The 17809-nt window shown below is 64.6% G+C and carries 18 protein-coding genes; 6 read left to right on the forward strand and 12 right to left on the reverse strand.

Annotated features, from left to right (window positions below; translation table 11 throughout):
- Window positions 1–18: 18 nt before the first annotated feature.
- Complete coding sequence (locus IVB46_RS22670; protein ID WP_247308858.1) at window positions 19–882, reverse strand: alpha/beta hydrolase; 864 nt, start codon at window positions 880–882, stop codon at window positions 19–21.
- 299 nt (window positions 883–1181) lie between these two features.
- Between IVB46_RS22670 and IVB46_RS22675 the strand changes: the two genes are divergently transcribed.
- Window positions 1182–2189, forward strand: coding sequence for an alpha/beta hydrolase (locus tag IVB46_RS22675; RefSeq protein ID WP_247308856.1), 1008 nt, complete (start codon window positions 1182–1184; stop codon window positions 2187–2189).
- Window positions 2190–2280: 91 nt separating this feature from the next.
- Here IVB46_RS22675 and IVB46_RS22680 read toward each other — a convergent pair whose 3' ends face one another.
- From IVB46_RS22680 to IVB46_RS22730, 11 genes are all read right to left on the reverse strand, one after another.
- Window positions 2281–3324, reverse strand: coding sequence for a 5-methyltetrahydropteroyltriglutamate--homocysteine methyltransferase (locus tag IVB46_RS22680; RefSeq protein ID WP_247308854.1), 1044 nt, complete (start codon window positions 3322–3324; stop codon window positions 2281–2283).
- Between the two features lie 35 nt (window positions 3325–3359).
- A complete protein-coding gene (locus IVB46_RS22685; protein ID WP_247308852.1) occupies window positions 3360–4229 on the reverse strand; it encodes a fumarylacetoacetate hydrolase family protein in 870 nt (289 codons plus the stop codon).
- Between the two features lie 3 nt (window positions 4230–4232).
- Entirely contained in the window at window positions 4233–4892 is a 660-nt protein-coding gene (locus IVB46_RS22690) for a polysaccharide deacetylase family protein (RefSeq protein WP_247308850.1), read from the reverse strand.
- Window positions 4893–4901: 9 nt separating this feature from the next.
- Window positions 4902–5711 (reverse strand): ABC transporter permease, encoded by an 810-nt coding sequence (locus tag IVB46_RS22695; protein ID WP_247308849.1) that lies wholly within the window; start codon window positions 5709–5711, stop codon window positions 4902–4904.
- A gap of 7 nt (window positions 5712–5718) precedes the next feature.
- Window positions 5719–6525: an ABC transporter ATP-binding protein gene (locus tag IVB46_RS22700; RefSeq protein ID WP_247308847.1), complete on the reverse strand. Its 807-nt coding sequence runs from the start codon at window positions 6523–6525 to the stop codon at window positions 5719–5721.
- A complete protein-coding gene (locus IVB46_RS22705; protein ID WP_085403195.1) occupies window positions 6504–7259 on the reverse strand; it encodes an ABC transporter permease in 756 nt (251 codons plus the stop codon). Before IVB46_RS22705 ends, IVB46_RS22700 begins: the two co-directional genes overlap by 22 nt.
- Before the next feature lie 2 nt (window positions 7260–7261).
- Window positions 7262–8221 carry an ABC transporter substrate-binding protein gene (locus IVB46_RS22710; RefSeq protein ID WP_135216568.1) on the reverse strand — a complete coding sequence of 320 codons (960 nt, stop codon included), beginning with the start codon at window positions 8219–8221 and terminating at the stop codon, window positions 7262–7264.
- Between the two features lie 52 nt (window positions 8222–8273).
- Window positions 8274–9002: a GntR family transcriptional regulator gene (locus IVB46_RS22715; RefSeq protein WP_208072209.1), complete on the reverse strand. Its 729-nt coding sequence runs from the start codon at window positions 9000–9002 to the stop codon at window positions 8274–8276.
- Between the two features lie 69 nt (window positions 9003–9071).
- The gene (locus IVB46_RS22720) at window positions 9072–9905 is read right to left on the reverse strand and encodes an N-acyl homoserine lactonase family protein (protein ID WP_247308845.1); all 834 of its coding nucleotides are present in this window, start codon (window positions 9903–9905) and stop codon (window positions 9072–9074) included.
- 21 nt (window positions 9906–9926) lie between these two features.
- Window positions 9927–10313 carry a carboxymuconolactone decarboxylase family protein gene (locus IVB46_RS22725; protein ID WP_027575101.1) on the reverse strand — a complete coding sequence of 129 codons (387 nt, stop codon included), beginning with the start codon at window positions 10311–10313 and terminating at the stop codon, window positions 9927–9929.
- A 28-nt stretch (window positions 10314–10341) separates the two neighbouring features.
- Window positions 10342–11718, reverse strand: coding sequence for an MmgE/PrpD family protein (locus IVB46_RS22730; protein ID WP_247308843.1), 1377 nt, complete (start codon window positions 11716–11718; stop codon window positions 10342–10344).
- A 226-nt stretch (window positions 11719–11944) separates the two neighbouring features.
- On the opposite strand from IVB46_RS22730, the gene IVB46_RS22735 reads away from it, so the two are divergent.
- The 5 genes from IVB46_RS22735 to IVB46_RS22755 all read left to right on the forward strand — a co-directional run bounded on the left by IVB46_RS22735 (window position 11945) and on the right by IVB46_RS22755 (window position 17780).
- Window positions 11945–12838 carry an NAD(P)-dependent oxidoreductase gene (locus tag IVB46_RS22735; protein WP_247308841.1) on the forward strand — a complete coding sequence of 298 codons (894 nt, stop codon included), beginning with the start codon at window positions 11945–11947 and terminating at the stop codon, window positions 12836–12838.
- A 30-nt stretch (window positions 12839–12868) separates the two neighbouring features.
- Entirely contained in the window at window positions 12869–14263 is a 1395-nt protein-coding gene (locus IVB46_RS22740) for an MmgE/PrpD family protein (protein ID WP_247308839.1), read from the forward strand.
- A 112-nt stretch (window positions 14264–14375) separates the two neighbouring features.
- On the forward strand, window positions 14376–15311 hold the full coding sequence (locus IVB46_RS22745; RefSeq protein WP_063984365.1) for a branched-chain amino acid ABC transporter permease: 936 nt from the start codon (window positions 14376–14378) through the stop codon (window positions 15309–15311).
- 2 nt (window positions 15312–15313) lie between these two features.
- Entirely contained in the window at window positions 15314–17086 is a 1773-nt protein-coding gene (locus tag IVB46_RS22750; RefSeq protein WP_187387760.1) for a branched-chain amino acid ABC transporter ATP-binding protein/permease, read from the forward strand.
- On the forward strand, window positions 17073–17780 hold the full coding sequence (locus IVB46_RS22755; protein ID WP_247308837.1) for an ABC transporter ATP-binding protein: 708 nt from the start codon (window positions 17073–17075) through the stop codon (window positions 17778–17780). The genes IVB46_RS22750 and IVB46_RS22755 overlap by 14 nt, the downstream gene beginning before the upstream one ends.
- The last annotated feature ends 29 nt before the right edge of the window (window positions 17781–17809 follow it).

A 17809-nucleotide genomic window follows, 5' to 3' on the forward strand; every position in this document is an offset into this window, starting at 1 on the left:
AGCTCACACCGCGACAGTTCAGCCGTGTTGCTGCGTGACGCTCGGACGTGAGTTGGTGACGGCCTCGCGTATCATTCCGGCGACCAGCTTCGGCGCGGTGATCGGCGATGCATGATCGACTTTCTCGGAGCGAACCTGCGCACCCATCCGTCGTGCCAGGAATAGCTGTGTCGCCGGATTGATCATTCGATCCTCCTCGGCGACCAGGTACCACGACGGCTTTGCCTTCCATGCGGCTTTCGGAGCCTTTTCCTGGATTGCCGCGACGGCAATGGGACGCTGGATTGCAGCAAGGAGCGCAGCCTGCTCAGGTCGGGCATGCTGGCACCAGGCCGCGCCAAACCGGTCGTTCGGCATCCAGAGGAAACCATGACTGTCGGTGGTGAGTTTCGGCGCCTCCGGCGATGGCTTGTCGCGATAGAATATTTGCGCGACTGTTTCGCCTTCGTCGGGAGAGAGGGCCGAAATGAAGACCAGCGACCGCACTCTGTCCTGAGTGACCGCACCTATCACGGCGCCGGCATAGGCATGCGCGACAAGGACAACCGGTCCGTCGGTCCGCTCCAGCGCGCGTTCAAGCGCCGCGACATCATCCGATAGCGATGTGAGCGGAAGCGGCGCGGCCATCGTCTTCAGTCCCTCGGACTGCAGCAGCGTAATGACGTGCGCCCAGCTTGAACCGTCGGCCCAGGCGCCGTGGACGAGAACGACGGTGGCGTCCGTCCCCGCAGCGTCCGATCTTCTGCTGACGTCGCGGGCGACCTTCTTGCTCGCTCGGGCATTTGCAACCTCCGGCGCGATCACGCCGAATTGTGCTGCCGCAACAGTCGTTGCCGCAGCACCAACGAAACGCCGGCGATCGTGGTTGATTTCGTCGGACATGGATCCTCCATTGCTCTGGCGGCTTGCGTTGACGCACCTCCGCTTACCCTGACCTCCCGCTATTCGGCGACGCGACCAAATTGGTTACAGGCGGAGGATCATTCCAGCGATCACTTCCCGACTGTTCCCCGCCTCTGCCCCATCGCGCCAGAGGGATGACCGAAATCATCAGCACGAACGGTTCAGTGACGCTAATCCTGCGAAAGCGCGCTTCCACGCAGGTGCTAACATGTCTCACCGCGTCGTCATTGAGGGGGCGTTTGCCAGGAGCGTCGCGCGAACCTCGAAGGACCTCAGGGATGACAGAAAAGACAAAGATCGAGCGCCGCACCTTCGTCCAGGTGATGACCGCTGCATCGAGCGCCGCTCTATCACTGGCGCTTCTACCGCGACGCGCGGCCGGCCAATCCCCAAACAATTCCACCTCGAACGCTTCCGATCTCTTCGAGACAAAGGAGATCAAGACCGATGACAACACCATTTTCATCAGGCGCTACGGGAGCGGATCCCCATTGCTCATGGTCCATGGATTTCCGCGAACCAGCCTGATGTGGCGTCATGTGGCGCCGCACCTCGCCCGCAATCGCACGGTCATCTGCGTCGATCTTCGTGGATATGGCCGCAGCGGCGTTCCCGCTTCCGCGGAGGATCACTATCCCTATTCAAAGCGGGCGATGGCGAATGAGCTTGTCGCCGTGATGGATAAGCTTGGCTTTTCCAAATTCGATCTGGTTGGACACGATCGCGGCGGTCGCGTTTCCTACCGCCTTGCGCTCGATCACCCGGAGAAGGTGCAACGTCTCGCAGTGTTTGACGTGCTGCCGATCTCGGAAGCCTGGGGCCACGCCGACGCAAAGTTCGCCATGACCTACTGGCCATGGAGCCTCCTCTCGCAGAAGGCACCTCTTCCCGAAAAATACCTGATCGGTGCGCCGGACGCGGTATTCGACAATCCCTTCGGCCAGGGCTCATTCGGCCCCGAAGTGAAAGCGGAATACATCGAAACCTATCGCGATCCGGCTCGGGTGCATGCGATCTGCGAAGAGTACCGCGCGGCCGCAACCCTGGATATCGAGCATGACAAGGCGGACCAGAAGGAAGGCCGGCGCATTAAGTGCCCTATGCTGCACTTGTGGGCCTCCAGCGGGCCACTCGATACATTCTACGAGCAGAATGGCGGCGCATTGGGAATTTGGAAGAAGTGGGCCGACAACGTACAAGGTCGGGCCGTCAAGGGCGGTCACTTCTTTCCTGAGGAAAACCCTACCGACACAACCGAGCTTCTAACCAAATTCCTGTCGGCTTGAACGGTGGCTGACGCCCGCGCAGATTTCGACCAGGCTGGCCACAGCCAGGCGATGGCCGGCGAACGAACGATCCTCGCCGGCCCAGCTCTATTCAGCCGATCTCCCGCCGGACCATGGCCGCCGCATCGCACATCGCCTTCAGTTTTCCGAACGCGATTGCGCGCGGCATGTACTTCATGCCGCAATCGGGCGCCGGGACCAGGCGGTCCGGCGAGACGTATTTCAGGCCGTTGCGGATACGGGCGGCCACGGTGTCGACGCTCTCGATCGCGGGATCCGCGAGGTCGAGCACGCCGAGCATGATCTTCTTCGACGACAGGTCCTTGAGCACGCCGAGGTCGAGCTTCGGCTGCGCGGCCTCGATCGAGATCTGGTCGGCAATGGTGTCGTCAAGCTCGGCGAGGAAGGAATAGCCGGCCGGCTTGTTCGAGCCCGGCACGACCGCGGCATAGCCGAAGCAGAGATGCACGACGGTCGGCACCGTGATGCCCTTCAGCGCACGGTTGATCGCCTTGACGGCGTAGCGCTTGGCAAGATCCGGATTGTTGCGCACCCAGGGCTCGTCGAGCTGGATCACATCCGCGCCTGCCTTCTGCAGATCGAGCGCCTCGGCATTGACGGCCTCGGCGAGCGCCATCGCCAACTCTTCCTCGTCCTTGTAGAACTCGTTCTTGGCCTGCTGGCTCATGGTGAACGGGCCCGGCAAAGTGATCTTGGCGGCCCGATCCGTGTTCTTGCGCAGGAACTGCATGTCGTGCAGCTCGACCGGGCCCTTGCGCTTGACGGGACCGACGACACGCGGCACCGGGGTTTGGGTGTTGCCGGTGCGCGCCACGATCATCGCGGGATTGTCCCCGTCGATGCCGTCGAGCGCGGTGGCGAAGCGGTTGGAGTAGCTCTCGCGGCGGATTTCGCCATCGGTCACGATGTCGATGCCGGCGCGTTCCATGTCGCGGATCGCGACGATGGTCGCATCGTCTTGCGCCTCCTCCAGATGCTCTGCCGGCAACCGCCACATGTCGTGCAACCGCGTGCGCGGCACCACCTTCGACAGCATGGCGCGATTCACCAGCCATTCCGGCTGCGGGTAGCTGCCGACCACCGTGGTCGGCAGGATATGCGTTGGCATGGGCATGGGATTCTCCTTCTTATTGTTATAGAGCGCGGCTCTCACACCGCGCGCGTCGCCGTGGCCGATCCCTCGTCCTTGACGGGGTTCCGCAGGATGCCGATGCCGGAGATCTCGATCTCCACGACGTCGCCGCCCTTCATCCACAGCGGCGGCGTGCGATAGGCGCCGACGCCGCCGGTTGTGCCTGTGACGATGACATCGCCGGGCGCAAGCTCGGTGAACGTCGAGCAATAAGCAATCAAGGCCTGCACGTCGAAAACGAGATCGGAGATCGGGGCCTTCTGCACCTCGACACCGTTGAGCCGGGTGATCAGCGTCTGCTTGGTCACGTCGGTCAATTCGTCGGTCGTCACCATCCAGGGCCCGAAGCCGCCGGTGCCGGCAAAGTTCTTGCCGGGCGCGAATTGCGAGGTGTGGCGCTGCCAGTCGCGGATGCTGCCGTCATTGTAGCAGGCATAGCCGGCGACATGGCTGAGCGCGGCTTCGCGCGAGATGCGGCGGCCGGCCTTGCCGATGATGACGGCCATCTCGCCCTCATAATCGAAACGTTCGGATTCCAGCGGCCGGATCATTGGCTGACCATGACCGACCTGGCTGTTGGCGAAGCGGGTGAAGATCATCGGATGCGCCGGCGTCGGATGGCCGCTCTCGGCCAGATGCGTGGCGTAGTTGACGCCGATGCAGAAGATCTTGTCGGGATCTGGCACGGTCGGCAGCAGCGCGACATCCTGCAGCGCGTGGTCGGGCTTCTCGCCGGCAAGTTTCTCGAGCTCGTCGAGCGATCCCTTCGCAAGCAGCGCCTTCAGCGTCGGATAGGCCTTCAGGCGCTTGCCGGCATCGATGACGCCCTTGTCGGTGACGATGCCATAGCTCGCGGTGCCGGCGATCGTGAAGCTTGCAACTTTCATCAGTCAAACACTCTCTTCGATGGAGGAAACATAGTCGTTGATCGGAAGCGCAATCTCGCCGTTGCGGATCGGAACGCATTGCGGCGGGAAGTCCTGGCGAAAGCGGGCGCCGGCCGCCTCGGCAGCGTCAAGGAAACGCTCGAGATGGTCCATCGCGCCGGTCGGCAGATCGTGCAGCACCATCAGCGTCCAGGGCTGCCGGCTGCACTGGTCGAGTGCGCGCCCGGTCCAGCCGTCGGGGTCGTCCCAGTCGCGCGGGATCGCATTCCAGAGCACGCAGCTGTGCTTGTTGCGGGCGAGATAGTCCACGACGGAGGGTTTCAACAGCCGCGCATCGAGATTGCCGCCGCCACCGAACGGCCGGAACCAGCGCTGGGGATGCGCGAGATCGCCGATCGCTTTTTGAGTTCGGCCGATTTCGTTCTCTGCCGTCTCGCGATCCGCCTGCTCACCGAGCGGAATGGTGTGCGTAAACGTGTGATTTCCGATCCAGTGCCCCTCCCCGTGCGCACGCACCGGAAGGCCGCGCCGCGCGGGGTCAGCGAGCTTCTCGCCGATGACGAAGAAGGTGGTCTTGATGCCGCGCTCGGCGAGAATGTCGAGCACACGCGGCGTCACATCAGGATCGGGGCCGTTGTCGAATGTCAGGGTCAAATCGTACACGCTGGTACCTCAGGTCGCCGGCTGCATCGCGCGCGACGCGATCTCGTCATTGGCCTGACCGGCGCGCGTGCCGGTCTGCCAGATCGCCGCCTTGCGCTCGATCCAGCGGATCGCGGCGTTGAAGGCAATGGCGAGGAACAGCACGAGCAGCACGCCCGCGAACACGTGCGGACTGTCGAGGATCGTGCGGTAGCGCGAGATCAGATAGCCGATGCCGGCCGATGAAATCAGCATCTCCGAGACGACGACGCCGACGATGACCAGCGCGCCGCCGACACGCAGGCCCGACAGCACGGTCGGGATCGCGGCGGGGATGATAACTCGCACCAGCCGCTGGCTCAGCGTCGCGCCCATGCTGCGTGCCGCGAGCAGGAGCTGCGGATCGATGGTCTGGATGCCGGCGGCGGTGGCGAGCATCGTCGGCAGGAAGCCATAGATCGAGGCGAACGCGATCTTGGACTCCGAGCCGATGCCAAGCCATACCGTGAAGACGGGATAGAGGATCACGAGCGGCACTGCATACAGGCTCGACACCATCGGCATGATCAGGACGCGCGGACGCGGCAGGCTGCCGACGATGGCGCCGAGCAGGATGCCGCCGCCGCAGGCGAATGCCATGGAGATTACGACCTCGTAGAGCGTCACTGCGAGCGCATGACCGTATTCGGCAGCGTCGGTCCACCCGGCAATCAGCGTCGACGACAGGGCCGGCAGGAACAGCTCGGGAATGAGCCCGGTGCGCGGCAGCAGCTCCCACAGCGCAATCAGCCCGGTCACGATCAGATATCGCAGCGTCTTCGCACTTATTCTGGCGCTCATCTCCGCCTCACGCCGATTTGCGGATGTGCCGCCAGATGCGGTCGCGCAGCGCACCAAAGGCGTCGCCGCTCAGCATCTCGTAGGTGCGGGGCCGCGGCAGCTGGACCTGAAGATGGTCGACGATGCGGCCCGGCCGCGCCGACATGACGATCACCTCGTCGGCAAGATAGACGGCTTCGGTGAGGCTGTGCGTGACGAAAACGACCGTCTTGCCGGTCGCGGCCCATATCCTCAGCAGCTCGTCGCCCATGGTCATGCGCGTCTGCTCGTCGAGGGCGGCGAATGGCTCGTCCATCAGCAGCACCGGCGGGTCCTGCACCAGCCCGCGCGCGATCGAGACACGCTGCTTCATGCCGCCGGACAATTCGTGAGGATGCCGCCTGCCGAAGCCGTCGAGGCCGACCAGCTTGAGCGCATCCTGCGCCTTGGCGCGGCGCTCGGCCTTGGGCACGCCCCGCAGCGCCAGCGGAAACTCGACATTGTCCTCCGCCGTCAGCCACGGGAACAAGCTCGCTTCCTGGAACACCACACCGACCCTGTTGGGGTCGGGCTGCAGGATCGGCGCGCCGCTGATGGTGATCGTGCCGGAGGTCTGCTGGCGCAGTCCCGCCATCATCATCAGAAGGGTCGACTTGCCGCAGCCACTCGGGCCGACCAGCACGACGAAACGGCCGGGCTTGACCTCGAGCGAGACGTCCTCCAGCGCGACGACGTCCTGCGATCTCGTCTTGAAGACCTGACCGACATTCTTGACCTCGATCGCGCCGGCCCGCGCGGCGGGCTTCAGCGGGGTCACGTTCGCCAATGGCTGCATCGCGTTTCCACCCATCTGACAAGTTCGTTGAAGGTCATGGCGATCGCGGCGACCATCACGACGCCGGCGAGGAGCTGCTTCATCTGGAAGTTCTCGCCCCAGGTCGCGATCTGGTGGCCTATGCCGTCGCGCGAGGCGTACATCTCCGCCAAAATCACGCCGGTGAGGTTGAAGATCATGGAGATCCGCAACGCCTCCAGCAGCACCGGCAGCATGCTCGGCAGATAAACCCGGAACGCCGTCTGCCATGGCGTTGCGCCATAGGAGCGCGCCACCGTCAGATGCTCGACCTTGACCGATTCCACCGCCGTCGTGGTCGACATGATCACGATGAAGATCGTCGAGAAGAAGCCGAAGCCGACCTTCTGGGCGAACCCGACACCGAACACCAGGATGAACATCGGCAGGAAGATCGACTTCGGGATGCTGAAGGCGAAGAACAAAAGCGGCTTGGCCACGTCCGCAAAGTAACGGTTCTCCGCGACCAGGAAGCCGATCACCGCACCGAAGGGCACGGCCAGCGCGAACGCAGCAAGCACCTCGGTCGCGGTCACCATCAGATCCTTCTGCACGGCCGCGCGCTGCAGCAGATCGCCGAGCGTCGCAAAGGTATCGGACGCCGACGGCAGCAGGCGCGGATTGACGATGCCGGTGCGCGACAGCACCTCCCACAGCGCCAGGACCGCGATGATGATCGCGATCCGCGCAAGGTTGATGACGAACGTGCTTTGCATCGTTACGGCTTGGTCGGGACGGGCTTGAACTTGGCCGAGATCACGTCCTCGACCGGCACGATGTCCTTGAGCCCGCCGAGCTTGGCGAGGTCGAGCGAGAGCTGCACGGCCGCATTGACGTCGGCCGCGCCCATGTCGCCGCTGGTCTCGAGCTTCATGATCGTGTTGTCGTACTCAAGGCCCGCGATCTCCGGCGGCATTTCATAGAGCTCAGCGATCAGCTTGACGGTGACGTCGCGGTTGGCGCGCATGAACGCGACCGCACCATAGAGGGCGTTCACCGCCTTCTGCACCATCTGGGGCTTGGCCTCGGCGAATTTGTCGAGCACGATCCAGCCCGCAGTGAGGTTCGGCGGGACCGCGGTCGCGTAATCGAGGATGGGCTTGGCCTCACCGGACTTCGAGATCTGGAAACTCAGAGGCGAATAGACCACGGCCGCCTCGACATTTCCGGCCAGCAGGTTCGGCACCAAGCCACCGCCGCCGACGGGAACGCGCGTAAAATCGATCTTCTTGTCCTGGATGGTCCACAGCGCGAGCAGGTCGGAGCCGGAGCCGGCCGCGGTGATCGCCACCTTCTTGCCGTTGAGGTCCTTGACGTCGAGCGTCGACTTGGTCGGGACCATCAATTGCCAGCCGAAATTGCCCATCGCGGCATTGGCGACGATCCGCGACATCACGCCCTTCTTGCGTCCGGCGGACACCAGCGACGGCGGATCGAGAATGATGTCGGCCGCGCCCGCAGCCATGCCTTCGAACGTCTCGGCCCCGCTGCGGTAGATCGTCAACTCGGCCTGGATGCCTTCCTTCTCGAACAGTTTCTGCCGCACCGCCGTCTCGGCAATCGTCGTCGGCCAATAGGTTTTCGTGGGCAGGCCGACGCGGATGGTGTCGGCGGCGCTCGCAGGCCCCGCCAGAATTGCGGCGGCGATCAGCGACATCAACGCGTGATTGATCTTCATTATTGGCTTCCTCCCGGTCTCTGTTTTTTGTGTGCCGGATTTTTCCGGATCGTCAGGTCGTACGGCTCACCTCCGCAATGCGAGAGGCGGCGAGCTCGACGAATTCTTTGGTGGTGCCGAAGTGCTTTGACAAGGCGCGAACTGCCGCATCCGCATCGCGCCTGATCACGGCGGCGACGATCGCCTTGTGTTCGGCTTCGACGTTGCGTGGCTTGCCACCGACCTCCCGGCGGATCGAGAGGCGGCGATATCGCTCGCTCTGCTCGTGCAGCACGTCGCGGAAGCCGAGCAGCCATGGCGAGCCGCACGCGTTGACCAGCGCACGATGGAAGATGCGGTGACGGATCACCCACTCCTCGTAGTGCACGGTCGGATCGTCGGGATAACGATGGGGAACGGCCTTCAAATCCGCCCAGGCGGATTTCACCGATGCGAGCCAGGCCTCATCGCCCCGCTCGATCGAGCGACGGAGCGCAAGCCCCTCGATGTCGATCCGGGTCTGCGTCACGTCGGCAAGATCGGCGAGCGACACCGGGCTCACGCGAAAGCCACGCTGGTCCGACGCCTGCACGAGCCCGTCCGCGACAAGTCGCGACAGCGCCTCACGCACGGCGGCGAGACTCACGGAAAACTGCTTGGCGAGCCCCGCGATATGCAGCTTCTGGCCCGGCGGCAGCCGCGTCGCCAGGATATCGGCGCGCAGACGTTCGTGCAGCGCCGACGTCAGGCTGCGCGGACCATCCCCGGGGCTTCCGGACAACTGGAACTGAAGCGGACCCATGGTCGGATGATTGCAAGGCGGCGGCCGCGGGTCAACAGAAAATCGAAAATCGATTTTTTCTAGCTCAGGTTACGCTACGCCTTGCCCAACGTCCGGGGAATGCGCGGCCCTGGACGGCGCCACGTCGAGACGAACAGCTACGCCATTCAGATCCGGGCTTGGCGCCGGGTAGACCTTCATGACGAGCGGATCATGGCCGGGAACGATGTGGTCCGCGTCCGGCGCCGCGGCTCGCAGCTTGTCAAAGCCCACCAGCATGTCACCGACATGAAAGGCTGTCGTGAACGGACGCTCGCTCGTCATGTTCTCGTAGAAATGACTGACGTCGGAGGCGAGCACGACCGGGCCGCGGCGCGTGTTGACGCGGACGAACTGAAGACCGGCCGAATGCCCGCCGGCCGCGTGGACCGTCAGTCCGGGCGCGATCTCGGCGTCGCCGTCGTAGAACAGCACCCGGCGCGCATAGTTCAGCCGCACGATCCCGCAGACGTCCTCGACCTCGAAGGAATGCGACAGCCTCGGATACTGCATGTAGCGCCCGGTGGCGTATGCGAGCTCGCGCTCCTGAAGATGAAACCGCGCATTCGGAAACCGGTCGAAATTGCCGGCGTGATCGTAGTGCAGATGCGTGAGGATCACATCCTTGACGTCGGCCACGTCGACATCGAACGCGGCAAGCGTCTCCACCGGGCAGCACAGGAATGTTCGCCTGCGCTGCCTTGCGATTTCGGCGTTGAACCCGGTGTCGATGACGAAGGTGCGACCGCCTCCCCTCGCCAGCCACATGAAATAGTCCATCGGCATCGGCCCGTCATGCGGATCGCCGCCGATGAAATGCTCGCTCCGCTGGGCATCCCGCGTTGCATAGCGGATGGCGAAGAGCTCGTATTCCGGGTCAGCCATGAGAGCTTCCATCAAACGGGCTCAGGACCCCGCATCGACCTCGTTGAAGGCCTCGCGCGCGTTGCGGAAGGCGTCGATACCGGCGGGAACGCCGCAATAGACAGCGACCTGGAGTAGGATCTCCTTGATCTCCTCCTTGGTCAGCCCGTTCTTCAGGGCGCCCTTGACGTGCAGCTTCAGTTCGTGCGGGCGGTTCAGCGCGCCAAGCATCGCCAGGTTGACGATCGAGCGCGTGCGCCGATCGACGCCGGGCCGCGTCCACAGCGCGCCCCAGCAGAACTCGGTCGACCACTCCGCCATCGTGCGCGTGAACTCGTCGGCACCGGCGATCGACTTGTTGACGTAGTCCTCGCCGAGCACCTCTTTACGAACTTTGAGGCCCTTTTCGAACAGTTCGGTCTTGCTCATGATCGTCCCTTTCCGGTCTTGAGAGATTCTAGTTGGAAATTGTTTGGCGCGACGCCGATGGCGGCCGCAATGATTGCAGCAGCGCGCCGACGTCATCCGCCGCGTCGAGCCGCCAGACTGCATCGATAACTCGGTCCGCGTCCCAGTCACTTCGACCCGTCCGCACGCCTTCGCGCAGCTTGGCCTCGAGATCGCCGTCTGTAAGCGGCGCAGCCTGGCTGCCGCGCGGCGAAGTCACGGTCTCTGTGAGAATTTCACCAGACGACAGGCGCAAGGTGACGCGCGCAGCGCCATCGGGCATCTGCGCATCAAGCTCCGCCCTCACCTTCTGCCGCAGTCGCGCGATATCGGGCCGGACCACGGTCTCCTGCGCGAACTCGGCCACACCGGCCGCGCCGAGCAGCAGTCCGCAAGCCACGCAATGATGGATGCTGACGCGCGCATCGCGTTCGTTGTTCACAGGGCGATCACCGCGCGCGAGCAGCAGTGCCGAACCCTGCACTGTCACCGACTCGATCTGGTCAACGCGTCGGCCAATTCGTTCGCGCAACAGCAGGCAGGCGTCGATGACCGAATGGAACACGATGCCGGCGGGATAGGGCTTGTAGGTGTTCTTCGCGATCTCCCAGGTCTTGCCGAGGCCGGCGAGCATGCGGGCGAGATCCGGCTCGTCCCCCATGGTGCGCGCCCAGCCGAGCGGACCTTCGATGGCGCGGGGCGCAGCCTCATAGCCCTGCTGCGCCAGCAGCGCGGCAAACAACCCGTTACGCGCGGCGTTGCCGACGCTGACATTCTTGGCGGCGCTTGGCAGATTCTCGACATTGCCGGCCGACTGACTCGCCGCAAGTCCGATCGCGTTCGCAATCCCTTCCGCGGGCAGCCCCAACAGCTTGGCGCACGCCGCCGCAGCGCCAAAAATCCCGCAGGTCGAAGTGATGTGCCAGCCGCGGGCGTAATGGCGCGGCGAGACTGCATTGCCGATGCGGCACTCCACATCCACGCCAAGGATGAACGCGGTCAGCACCGCGCGCCCCGTCAGCTTGCGCGTCTCTGCCAGCGCCAATATCGGCGCGGCGACCGGCGCGGCCGGATGGATGATCGTTTCAGGGTGCGTGTCGTCGAAGTCGAGCAGATTCGCCGAGATGGCATTGAGAAACGACGCGCACAGCGCGTCCATGGACTGCGAATGGCCGATGATTGTCGATGTCGCGGTGCCGCTGAACGGCGACAGCGTGCGCATCGCGGCCGTGACCACCGGATCGCGTGCGGAGCCGAGCGCGGTCGCAAAGAAATTGAGAATCGATCGCTTCGCCTCAGGGCTCTGCGCCTCCACGTCCGCCCACGACGAGGACGCGACGAAATCGGCGAGCGTCTTGCTCACACTCGGAATTGAAGCTTGCGGCACGCGGGGCGTCTTCCTCGTTTTCCCGGACCATATGACGATCCGCGGCAAACTGTCGACCCCAAATGTTATGCTTGACAGCTTGTCAGACAATCATAACAATCCGGCCCGTTGGCGCGGGATCCCGCTGCCACGACGACGGCGGCCGAGAAGGCCGACCGGCGGAAGCGTTTGACCAACGAGATCAAGAAGGCGCGCCCGTCACGGGTCGCGCGACAGGGAGTAGACGATGGCGGGAGAGATTCTCGGCGTAATCGGCACGGGCCGCATGGGCGGCCCCATGGCGGCGCGATTGATCGACGCGGGCTATTCGCTCGTCATCTATGACACGCAAGCTGATGCAACCCAGCCTCTGGTCAAGCGCGGCGCCCAGCTCGGCAAGTCGCCGGCCGACGTCGCCTCGCGCGCCGACATCGTGCTCGCCAGCCTGCCGACGCCCGACATCGTCAAGGCGGTCATGCTCGGTCAGGACGGCATCGGCAGCGGCAGCCGCGCCAAGATTGTCATCGATCTCTCGACCTCGGGTCCCGGCGCCGCGAAGATCGTTGCGGAAGGCCTGAAGGCCAAAGGCATGACGCTGGTCGATGCGCCCGTGAGCGGCGGCATCAAGGGCGCCGTCAACGGCACGCTGGCCGTGATGGTCTCCTGCCCGCAGGCGACCTACGAGACCGTGCAGCCGATCCTGAAGAATTTCGGCAAGCTGTTCTACACCGGCGACAAGCCCGGCGTGGCGCAGACGGCCAAGCTTGCCAACAATCTGATGGCGGCGGCGGCGCTGGTGATCACGTCCGAAGCCGTCGCGATGGGCGTCAAGGGCGGCGTCAACGCAAAGGTGCTGATCGACATCATCAACGCCAGCAGCGGCCGCAACAGCGCCTCCGAAGACAAGTTCCCCCGCGCGGTGCTGCCCGGCACCTTCGATTTCGGCTTCGCCACCGGCCTCTCCTACAAGGACGTCCGGCTCTGCGTCGACGAGGCCGAGGCCATGGGCGTGCCGATGGTCTGCGGCGCGGTGGTGCGGCAGATGCTCGCGATCACCAACGCCAAGTATGGCGCGTCGTCCGACTTCACCTCGATCGCCAAGGTGCTCGAGGAATGGGCCGGGGTCGAGATGCGCGGCTGATCACGCAAGCCTTCAGGGAGAGCGATTGCGATGACGATCGGCCCGACCGGATCAGCCAAGGTCTCGCTCACGCGCCAGATGGCGCGGAGCGTGCTTGCGCTCGATCTCGGCGATTTCGGGCCGGAGGTCGTCGCGAAGGCAAAGCTCTGTCTGCTGGACTTTTTGTCCTGCGCCTTCGAGGCGGGCCAGCATCCCTGGAGCCGTCAGGCGGTCGCGATCGCACAAGCCGGCGGCACTGCAACGATCATCGGGACGTCACAACTCTCCTCGTCGGCCGATGCCGCCTTTGCCAATGCTGTGATGGGGCACGGCCTCGTCCGCGAGGACATGCATGCGGCCAGCATCGCGCACCACGGCGTCGTGATCTGGCCGACGCTGCTCGCGCTGTCGGAACAGACGCCGCTGCACGGAGCCAGGCTGCTCTCGGCCGCCATCATCGGCTATGAGACCGGCGCGCGGATCGGCCGCGCGCTCCTGACCTCCGACCTCGCACGGCTCTATCGCCCGACGGGGCTCGTGGCGCCGCCAGGCGCGGCGCTGGCGGGAAGCTTTGCGCTCGGTCTGTCCGAGGACCAGGCAACCAGCGCCGTCGCGATCGCGGCCAATACATCCAGCGGGCTGAACGAGTGGCCGCATGCCGGCGGCTCCGACATGTATTTTCATCCGGGCTTTGCGGCCAGCAACGCGATCAAGGCGGTCGGTCTTGCCGCAGCCGGCGCCTTCGGCTCGGAAACGATCCTCGAAGGTGAGGCCGGCCTGTTCGCCGCCTATCGACGCCAGGCCGCGCCCGACAGCATCACGCTCTTCCCCGATGGCGAGAGCGAGATCATGGCCGTCTACAACAAGCCGGTCCCGGCCTGCAATTTCGCGCAGACCGCGGCCCAAGCAGCGCTTCGCGTCTCGCACGAGCTCGCCAGCACTGAGGAGATCGACCGCGTCATCATTCGCGCACCCGATGCCGCCGTTCGCTATCCCGGCTGCGACTCCATGGGGCCCTATCGCAACGCGCTTCAGGCCAAGATGAGCATTCCCTTCAGCGTTGCTGCGACGCTGACGCGGGGCGAGATCGAGGAAGAGAACTATTCCGAACTCGATGATGCCGACATCATTCGCCTGGTCGCGGTCACCGATCTCGGGGCAGATCCAGGCTTCACCGCCGCCTTCCCCGGCAAGCAGGGCGCGGAGGTGACCGTGCATCTGCGCAGCGGCCGGACCATCCGGCACGCTTTGCCCGACGTCATCGCCGCAACGCCTTCAGATGTTCGTGCGCGCTTCCGCGCCGCCGCAACCAGAGTCCTTGGCGACGATCGCGCGCACCGGCTCGAACAACTCATCGACGGCTGCGAGCAGCTCGGCAATGCCGGCGACATCGCAGCACAGTGTCGTCTGAACACGCCAGAACAGGCTTTACGATCGGCATCATAAGAAATGCCAAACAATACGGGGGAAACATGGTCGACCGGGAGACCAGCCTAGCAGTGCCGACGGCGCACAATCGCCAGCAAGCCGGCGCTCGCGCCGCGCGGAGGCGGGGCTGATGGAAGGCTTCTTTCAAGCGCTTGCTGCGGGCCTTTTGATCGGCGCCGTCTACGGCCTGATGTGCGTCGGGCTCGGCCTGATCTTCGGCGTCATGCGCGTCATCAACTTCGCCCATGGCGATTTCATGATGCTCGGCATGTATGCCGCCTTCTATCTCTTCACCGCCGCCGGCATCCAGGCGCTGTTCGGCAATACGGTCGGTCCGTTCGTGGCCATCCTGCTGGCTGGCCCGGTACTCGCGGTGTTCGGCTATTTCGTCCATCTGGCCCTGATCTCGCGCGTCTCGGGCACGCGCACCGCCTCACTGGAAGGCGAAGGCCATTACGCCCAGCTCATCCTCACGCTCGGCATCGCGCTGATCCTGCAGAACGGCGGCCTCATCGTGTTCGGATCGGTGCTGGCCTCGATCCGCACGCCGCTGTCGAGCTCGGCCTGGGAATTCGTTCCCTTCTTGGACATCAGCATCTTCCTCAACAAGGCGCGCAGCATCGACGCGATCGTTTCGCTCGCGATCATGATTCTTCTTTCGCTGCTGATCACGCGGACCCGGATCGGCAAGTCGCTCCGCGCCGCCGCCGACAATCCGACCGCTGCGACCTATATGGGCATCGACGTCGACCGCGCGCACCGCACGGCCTTCGCGCTCGGCTGCGGCATCACCGCGATTGCCGGCGGCCTGCTCGCGACCAACTATCCGTTCCACCCCTTCGTCGGCCTCGAATACGTGATCGTCATGTATGCCGGCGTCGTGCTCGGCGGCATGGGCAGCATCATCGGCGCCTTCTGGGGCGGCATGACGATCGGCCTGGTGCAGCAGATGTCGACGCTGATCCTGCCGACGCAATTGCAGAACGCCGCGATCTTCGCCGTGTTCCTCCTCATCATCTTCTTCCGTCCGCAAGGTTTCTTCGGGCGCATGGTCGAGAGGACGTGACCATGCTTCGGATGCGTTCACTGCTGCCTCCCCTGCTCTTCACGCTCGCCTACGCCGGGATCTCACTCGGCGTCACCAACTCGTACTACCAGCTCATCCTGACGCTGGTGCCGGTGTGGGCGGTGTTCGGCCTGTCCTGGAACCTGCTCAGCGGCTACACCGGGCTGATCTCGTTCGGCCACGCCGCCTTCTTCGGGATCGGCGCCTACGCGACCGCGCTCGGGCAGATTTATTTCGATATCTCCCCCTGGCTGCTGATCCCGGTCGCCGCCATGCTCGGCGGCATTGCCGGGCTGCTGATCGGATTTCCGACCTTCCGCCTCCAGGGCCACTACTTTGCGCTCGCGATGCTCGCCTACCCGCTCGCTATTCTCTACGTGTTCGAGTGGCTCGGCTTCCAGGAGGTGACGCTTCCGATCAAGCGCGACGCGCCGATCGCCTATATGCAGTTCTCCGATCCCCACATCTACACGCTGCTGGGGCTGGCCATCATGCTTGCCACCATCGTGCTGACGCAGGTGATCGAGCGATCCCGCTTCGGCATGGCGCTGCTCGCGATCAAGCAGAACGAGGCTGCGGCAGAAGCGGCCGGAATCAACACGCTGGCTTGGAAGCTGCGCGCGATCACGTTGAGCGGCGCGATCGCCGCCGCCATCGGCGGATTCTATGTGCAGGTGCTGCTGGTCGTGACCCCGCAATCGGTGTTCGGCATGCTGGTGTCGGCGCAGGCGTTGACGGTCGCGATGTTCGGCGGCGTCGGTACGGTCTGGGGACCGGTCATCGGCTCCGTGATCCTGATCCCACTCGCCGAGATCCTGCACGCAGAGGCCGGTGCGCGCATCCCCGGCATTCAGGGCGTCATCTTCGGCCTGGCGATCGTCTGTGTCATCTTGCTCGCGCCGGAAGGCCTGTTCTGGAAACTGCGCGATCTCCTGCGCAGGCGAAATGCATCCAAGGCCACGGCTAGCGTCACTCCGGAAACGGCCGTCGCCAACGTCACGGCGCTGAAGCCTGCCGCGCGGCAGCGTGCGGCCACCGGCGAGGTGATGCTCGAGGTTCGCAATCTCTCGCGCTCCTTCGGCGGACTCAAAGCCGTTCAGGATGTCAGCTTCAAGCTGCACAAGAACGAGATCCTCGGCATCATCGGCCCGAACGGCGCCGGCAAGACCACGCTGTTCAACCTCCTCAACGGTTTTCTGAAGCCGAGCGAGGGCGAGGTGCTGATCGACGGCCGCAACATGTCCGGCCAACGGCCGCACGTGATCTGCGAGGCCGGCATCGGCCGCACCTTCCAGGTGATGCGGCCATTCCTGCGCATGTCGATCCTCGACAATGTCGTGGTGGGGGCCTATGTGCGCGCCCGCTCCGATGCGGAGGCACGCAAGCTCGCCGCCGACGCAGTCGCCCGCGTCGGGCTCTCCGCCGTAGCCAACCGTGTCGCCGGCGAACTCTCGACCAAGGAGCTGCGGCTGATGGAGCTCGCCCGCGCGATCGCCGGCCAGCCCCGTATCCTGCTGCTCGACGAGACGCTCGCGGGCCTTGGCCACGGCGAGGCGGACGAGGTCGTCGCCGTGATCCAGCAGCTCGCACGCGACGGCATGACCATCGCCATCATCGAGCACACCATGCAGGCGATGGTCCGCCTGGTCGACAGATTCCTCGTGCTCGACCACGGCGCCGTCATCACCGAGGGCCTGCCGGAAGTGGTGACGCGCGACAACCGCGTGATCGAGGCCTATCTCGGCAAGAAGTGGGTGGGCCATGCTGCGAATTGATGGATTGAGCGCGGGCTATTCGGCCAAGCCCGTCCTGAACGACGTGTCGATCAATGTCGGCGCGGGCCAGTTCGTCGCAATCGTCGGGCCCAACGGCGCCGGCAAGACGACGCTATTCAAGACGATCTCCGGCATCGTGAAGCCGAGCGGCGGGAGAATTACGTTCGACGGCGTCGATCTCCTCGCGGTGCCGCCGCCGCAGCGCGCCCATCTCGGCATCGCCCATGTCCCCGAGGGCCGCCAGGTGTTCCCGTCGCTGACGGTGATGGAGAACCTCGAAATGGGCGCAATGACCGAAAGCGGCCGGCGCGACTGGCAGGCCAATATCGAGCGCATCTTCGAATGGCTGCCGGTGCTGAAGGAACGCCGCAACCAATTCGCCGGCACGATGTCCGGCGGCCAGCAACAGATGCTCGCGATCGGCCGCGGCCTCGCCTCCTCGCCGAAGCTGCTGATGCTGGACGAGCCTTCGATGGGGCTCGCGCCGTCGACCGCGGACTTCATCTTCGAGCGGCTGATCGATATCCGGCGCCAGTCCGGGCTGACCATGCTGCTGGTCGAGCAGCGCGTCGCGGAAGCGCTGGAGTCAGCCGACCACGGCTATGTCCTCGAAGCCGGACACGTCGTGCTCGAAGGCAACAACGACACGTTGCGCGCCGATGATCGCGTGCGCAAAGCCTATCTCGGCATGTGACGAACAAAAACAAAGAGCAGGGAGACACG

This window comes from Bradyrhizobium sp. 61, assembly GCF_023073075.1.
In the GTDB taxonomy this organism is placed as follows: Bacteria; Pseudomonadota; Alphaproteobacteria; order Rhizobiales; family Xanthobacteraceae; genus Bradyrhizobium; species Bradyrhizobium barranii.

Excerpts from the sequence above, each read along its gene's own strand:
- IVB46_RS22710 (WP_135216568.1), bottom strand. The coding sequence starts at position 8,221 with ATGAAGATCAATCACGCGTTGATGTCGCTGATCGCCGCCGCAATTCTG.
- IVB46_RS22740 (WP_247308839.1), top strand. The coding sequence starts at position 12,869 with ATGACGATCGGCCCGACCGGATCAGCCAAGGTCTCGCTCACGCGCCAG.
- IVB46_RS22755 (WP_247308837.1), top strand. The coding sequence starts at position 17,073 with ATGCTGCGAATTGATGGATTGAGCGCGGGCTATTCGGCCAAGCCCGTC.
- IVB46_RS22750 (WP_187387760.1), top strand. The coding sequence starts at position 15,314 with ATGCTTCGGATGCGTTCACTGCTGCCTCCCCTGCTCTTCACGCTCGCC.
- IVB46_RS22705 (WP_085403195.1), bottom strand. The coding sequence starts at position 7,259 with ATGCAAAGCACGTTCGTCATCAACCTTGCGCGGATCGCGATCATCATC.
- IVB46_RS22670 (WP_247308858.1), bottom strand. The coding sequence starts at position 882 with ATGTCCGACGAAATCAACCACGATCGCCGGCGTTTCGTTGGTGCTGCG.
- IVB46_RS22680 (WP_247308854.1), bottom strand. The coding sequence starts at position 3,324 with ATGCCCATGCCAACGCATATCCTGCCGACCACGGTGGTCGGCAGCTAC.
- IVB46_RS22700 (WP_247308847.1), bottom strand. The coding sequence starts at position 6,525 with ATGCAGCCATTGGCGAACGTGACCCCGCTGAAGCCCGCCGCGCGGGCC.
- IVB46_RS22685 (WP_247308852.1), bottom strand. The coding sequence starts at position 4,229 with ATGAAAGTTGCAAGCTTCACGATCGCCGGCACCGCGAGCTATGGCATC.
- IVB46_RS22725 (WP_027575101.1), bottom strand. The coding sequence starts at position 10,313 with ATGAGCAAGACCGAACTGTTCGAAAAGGGCCTCAAAGTTCGTAAAGAG.
- IVB46_RS22720 (WP_247308845.1), bottom strand. The coding sequence starts at position 9,905 with ATGGCTGACCCGGAATACGAGCTCTTCGCCATCCGCTATGCAACGCGG.
- IVB46_RS22715 (WP_208072209.1), bottom strand. The coding sequence starts at position 9,002 with ATGGGTCCGCTTCAGTTCCAGTTGTCCGGAAGCCCCGGGGATGGTCCG.
- IVB46_RS22745 (WP_063984365.1), top strand. The coding sequence starts at position 14,376 with ATGGAAGGCTTCTTTCAAGCGCTTGCTGCGGGCCTTTTGATCGGCGCC.
- IVB46_RS22695 (WP_247308849.1), bottom strand. The coding sequence starts at position 5,711 with ATGAGCGCCAGAATAAGTGCGAAGACGCTGCGATATCTGATCGTGACC.
- IVB46_RS22675 (WP_247308856.1), top strand. The coding sequence starts at position 1,182 with ATGACAGAAAAGACAAAGATCGAGCGCCGCACCTTCGTCCAGGTGATG.
- IVB46_RS22735 (WP_247308841.1), top strand. The coding sequence starts at position 11,945 with ATGGCGGGAGAGATTCTCGGCGTAATCGGCACGGGCCGCATGGGCGGC.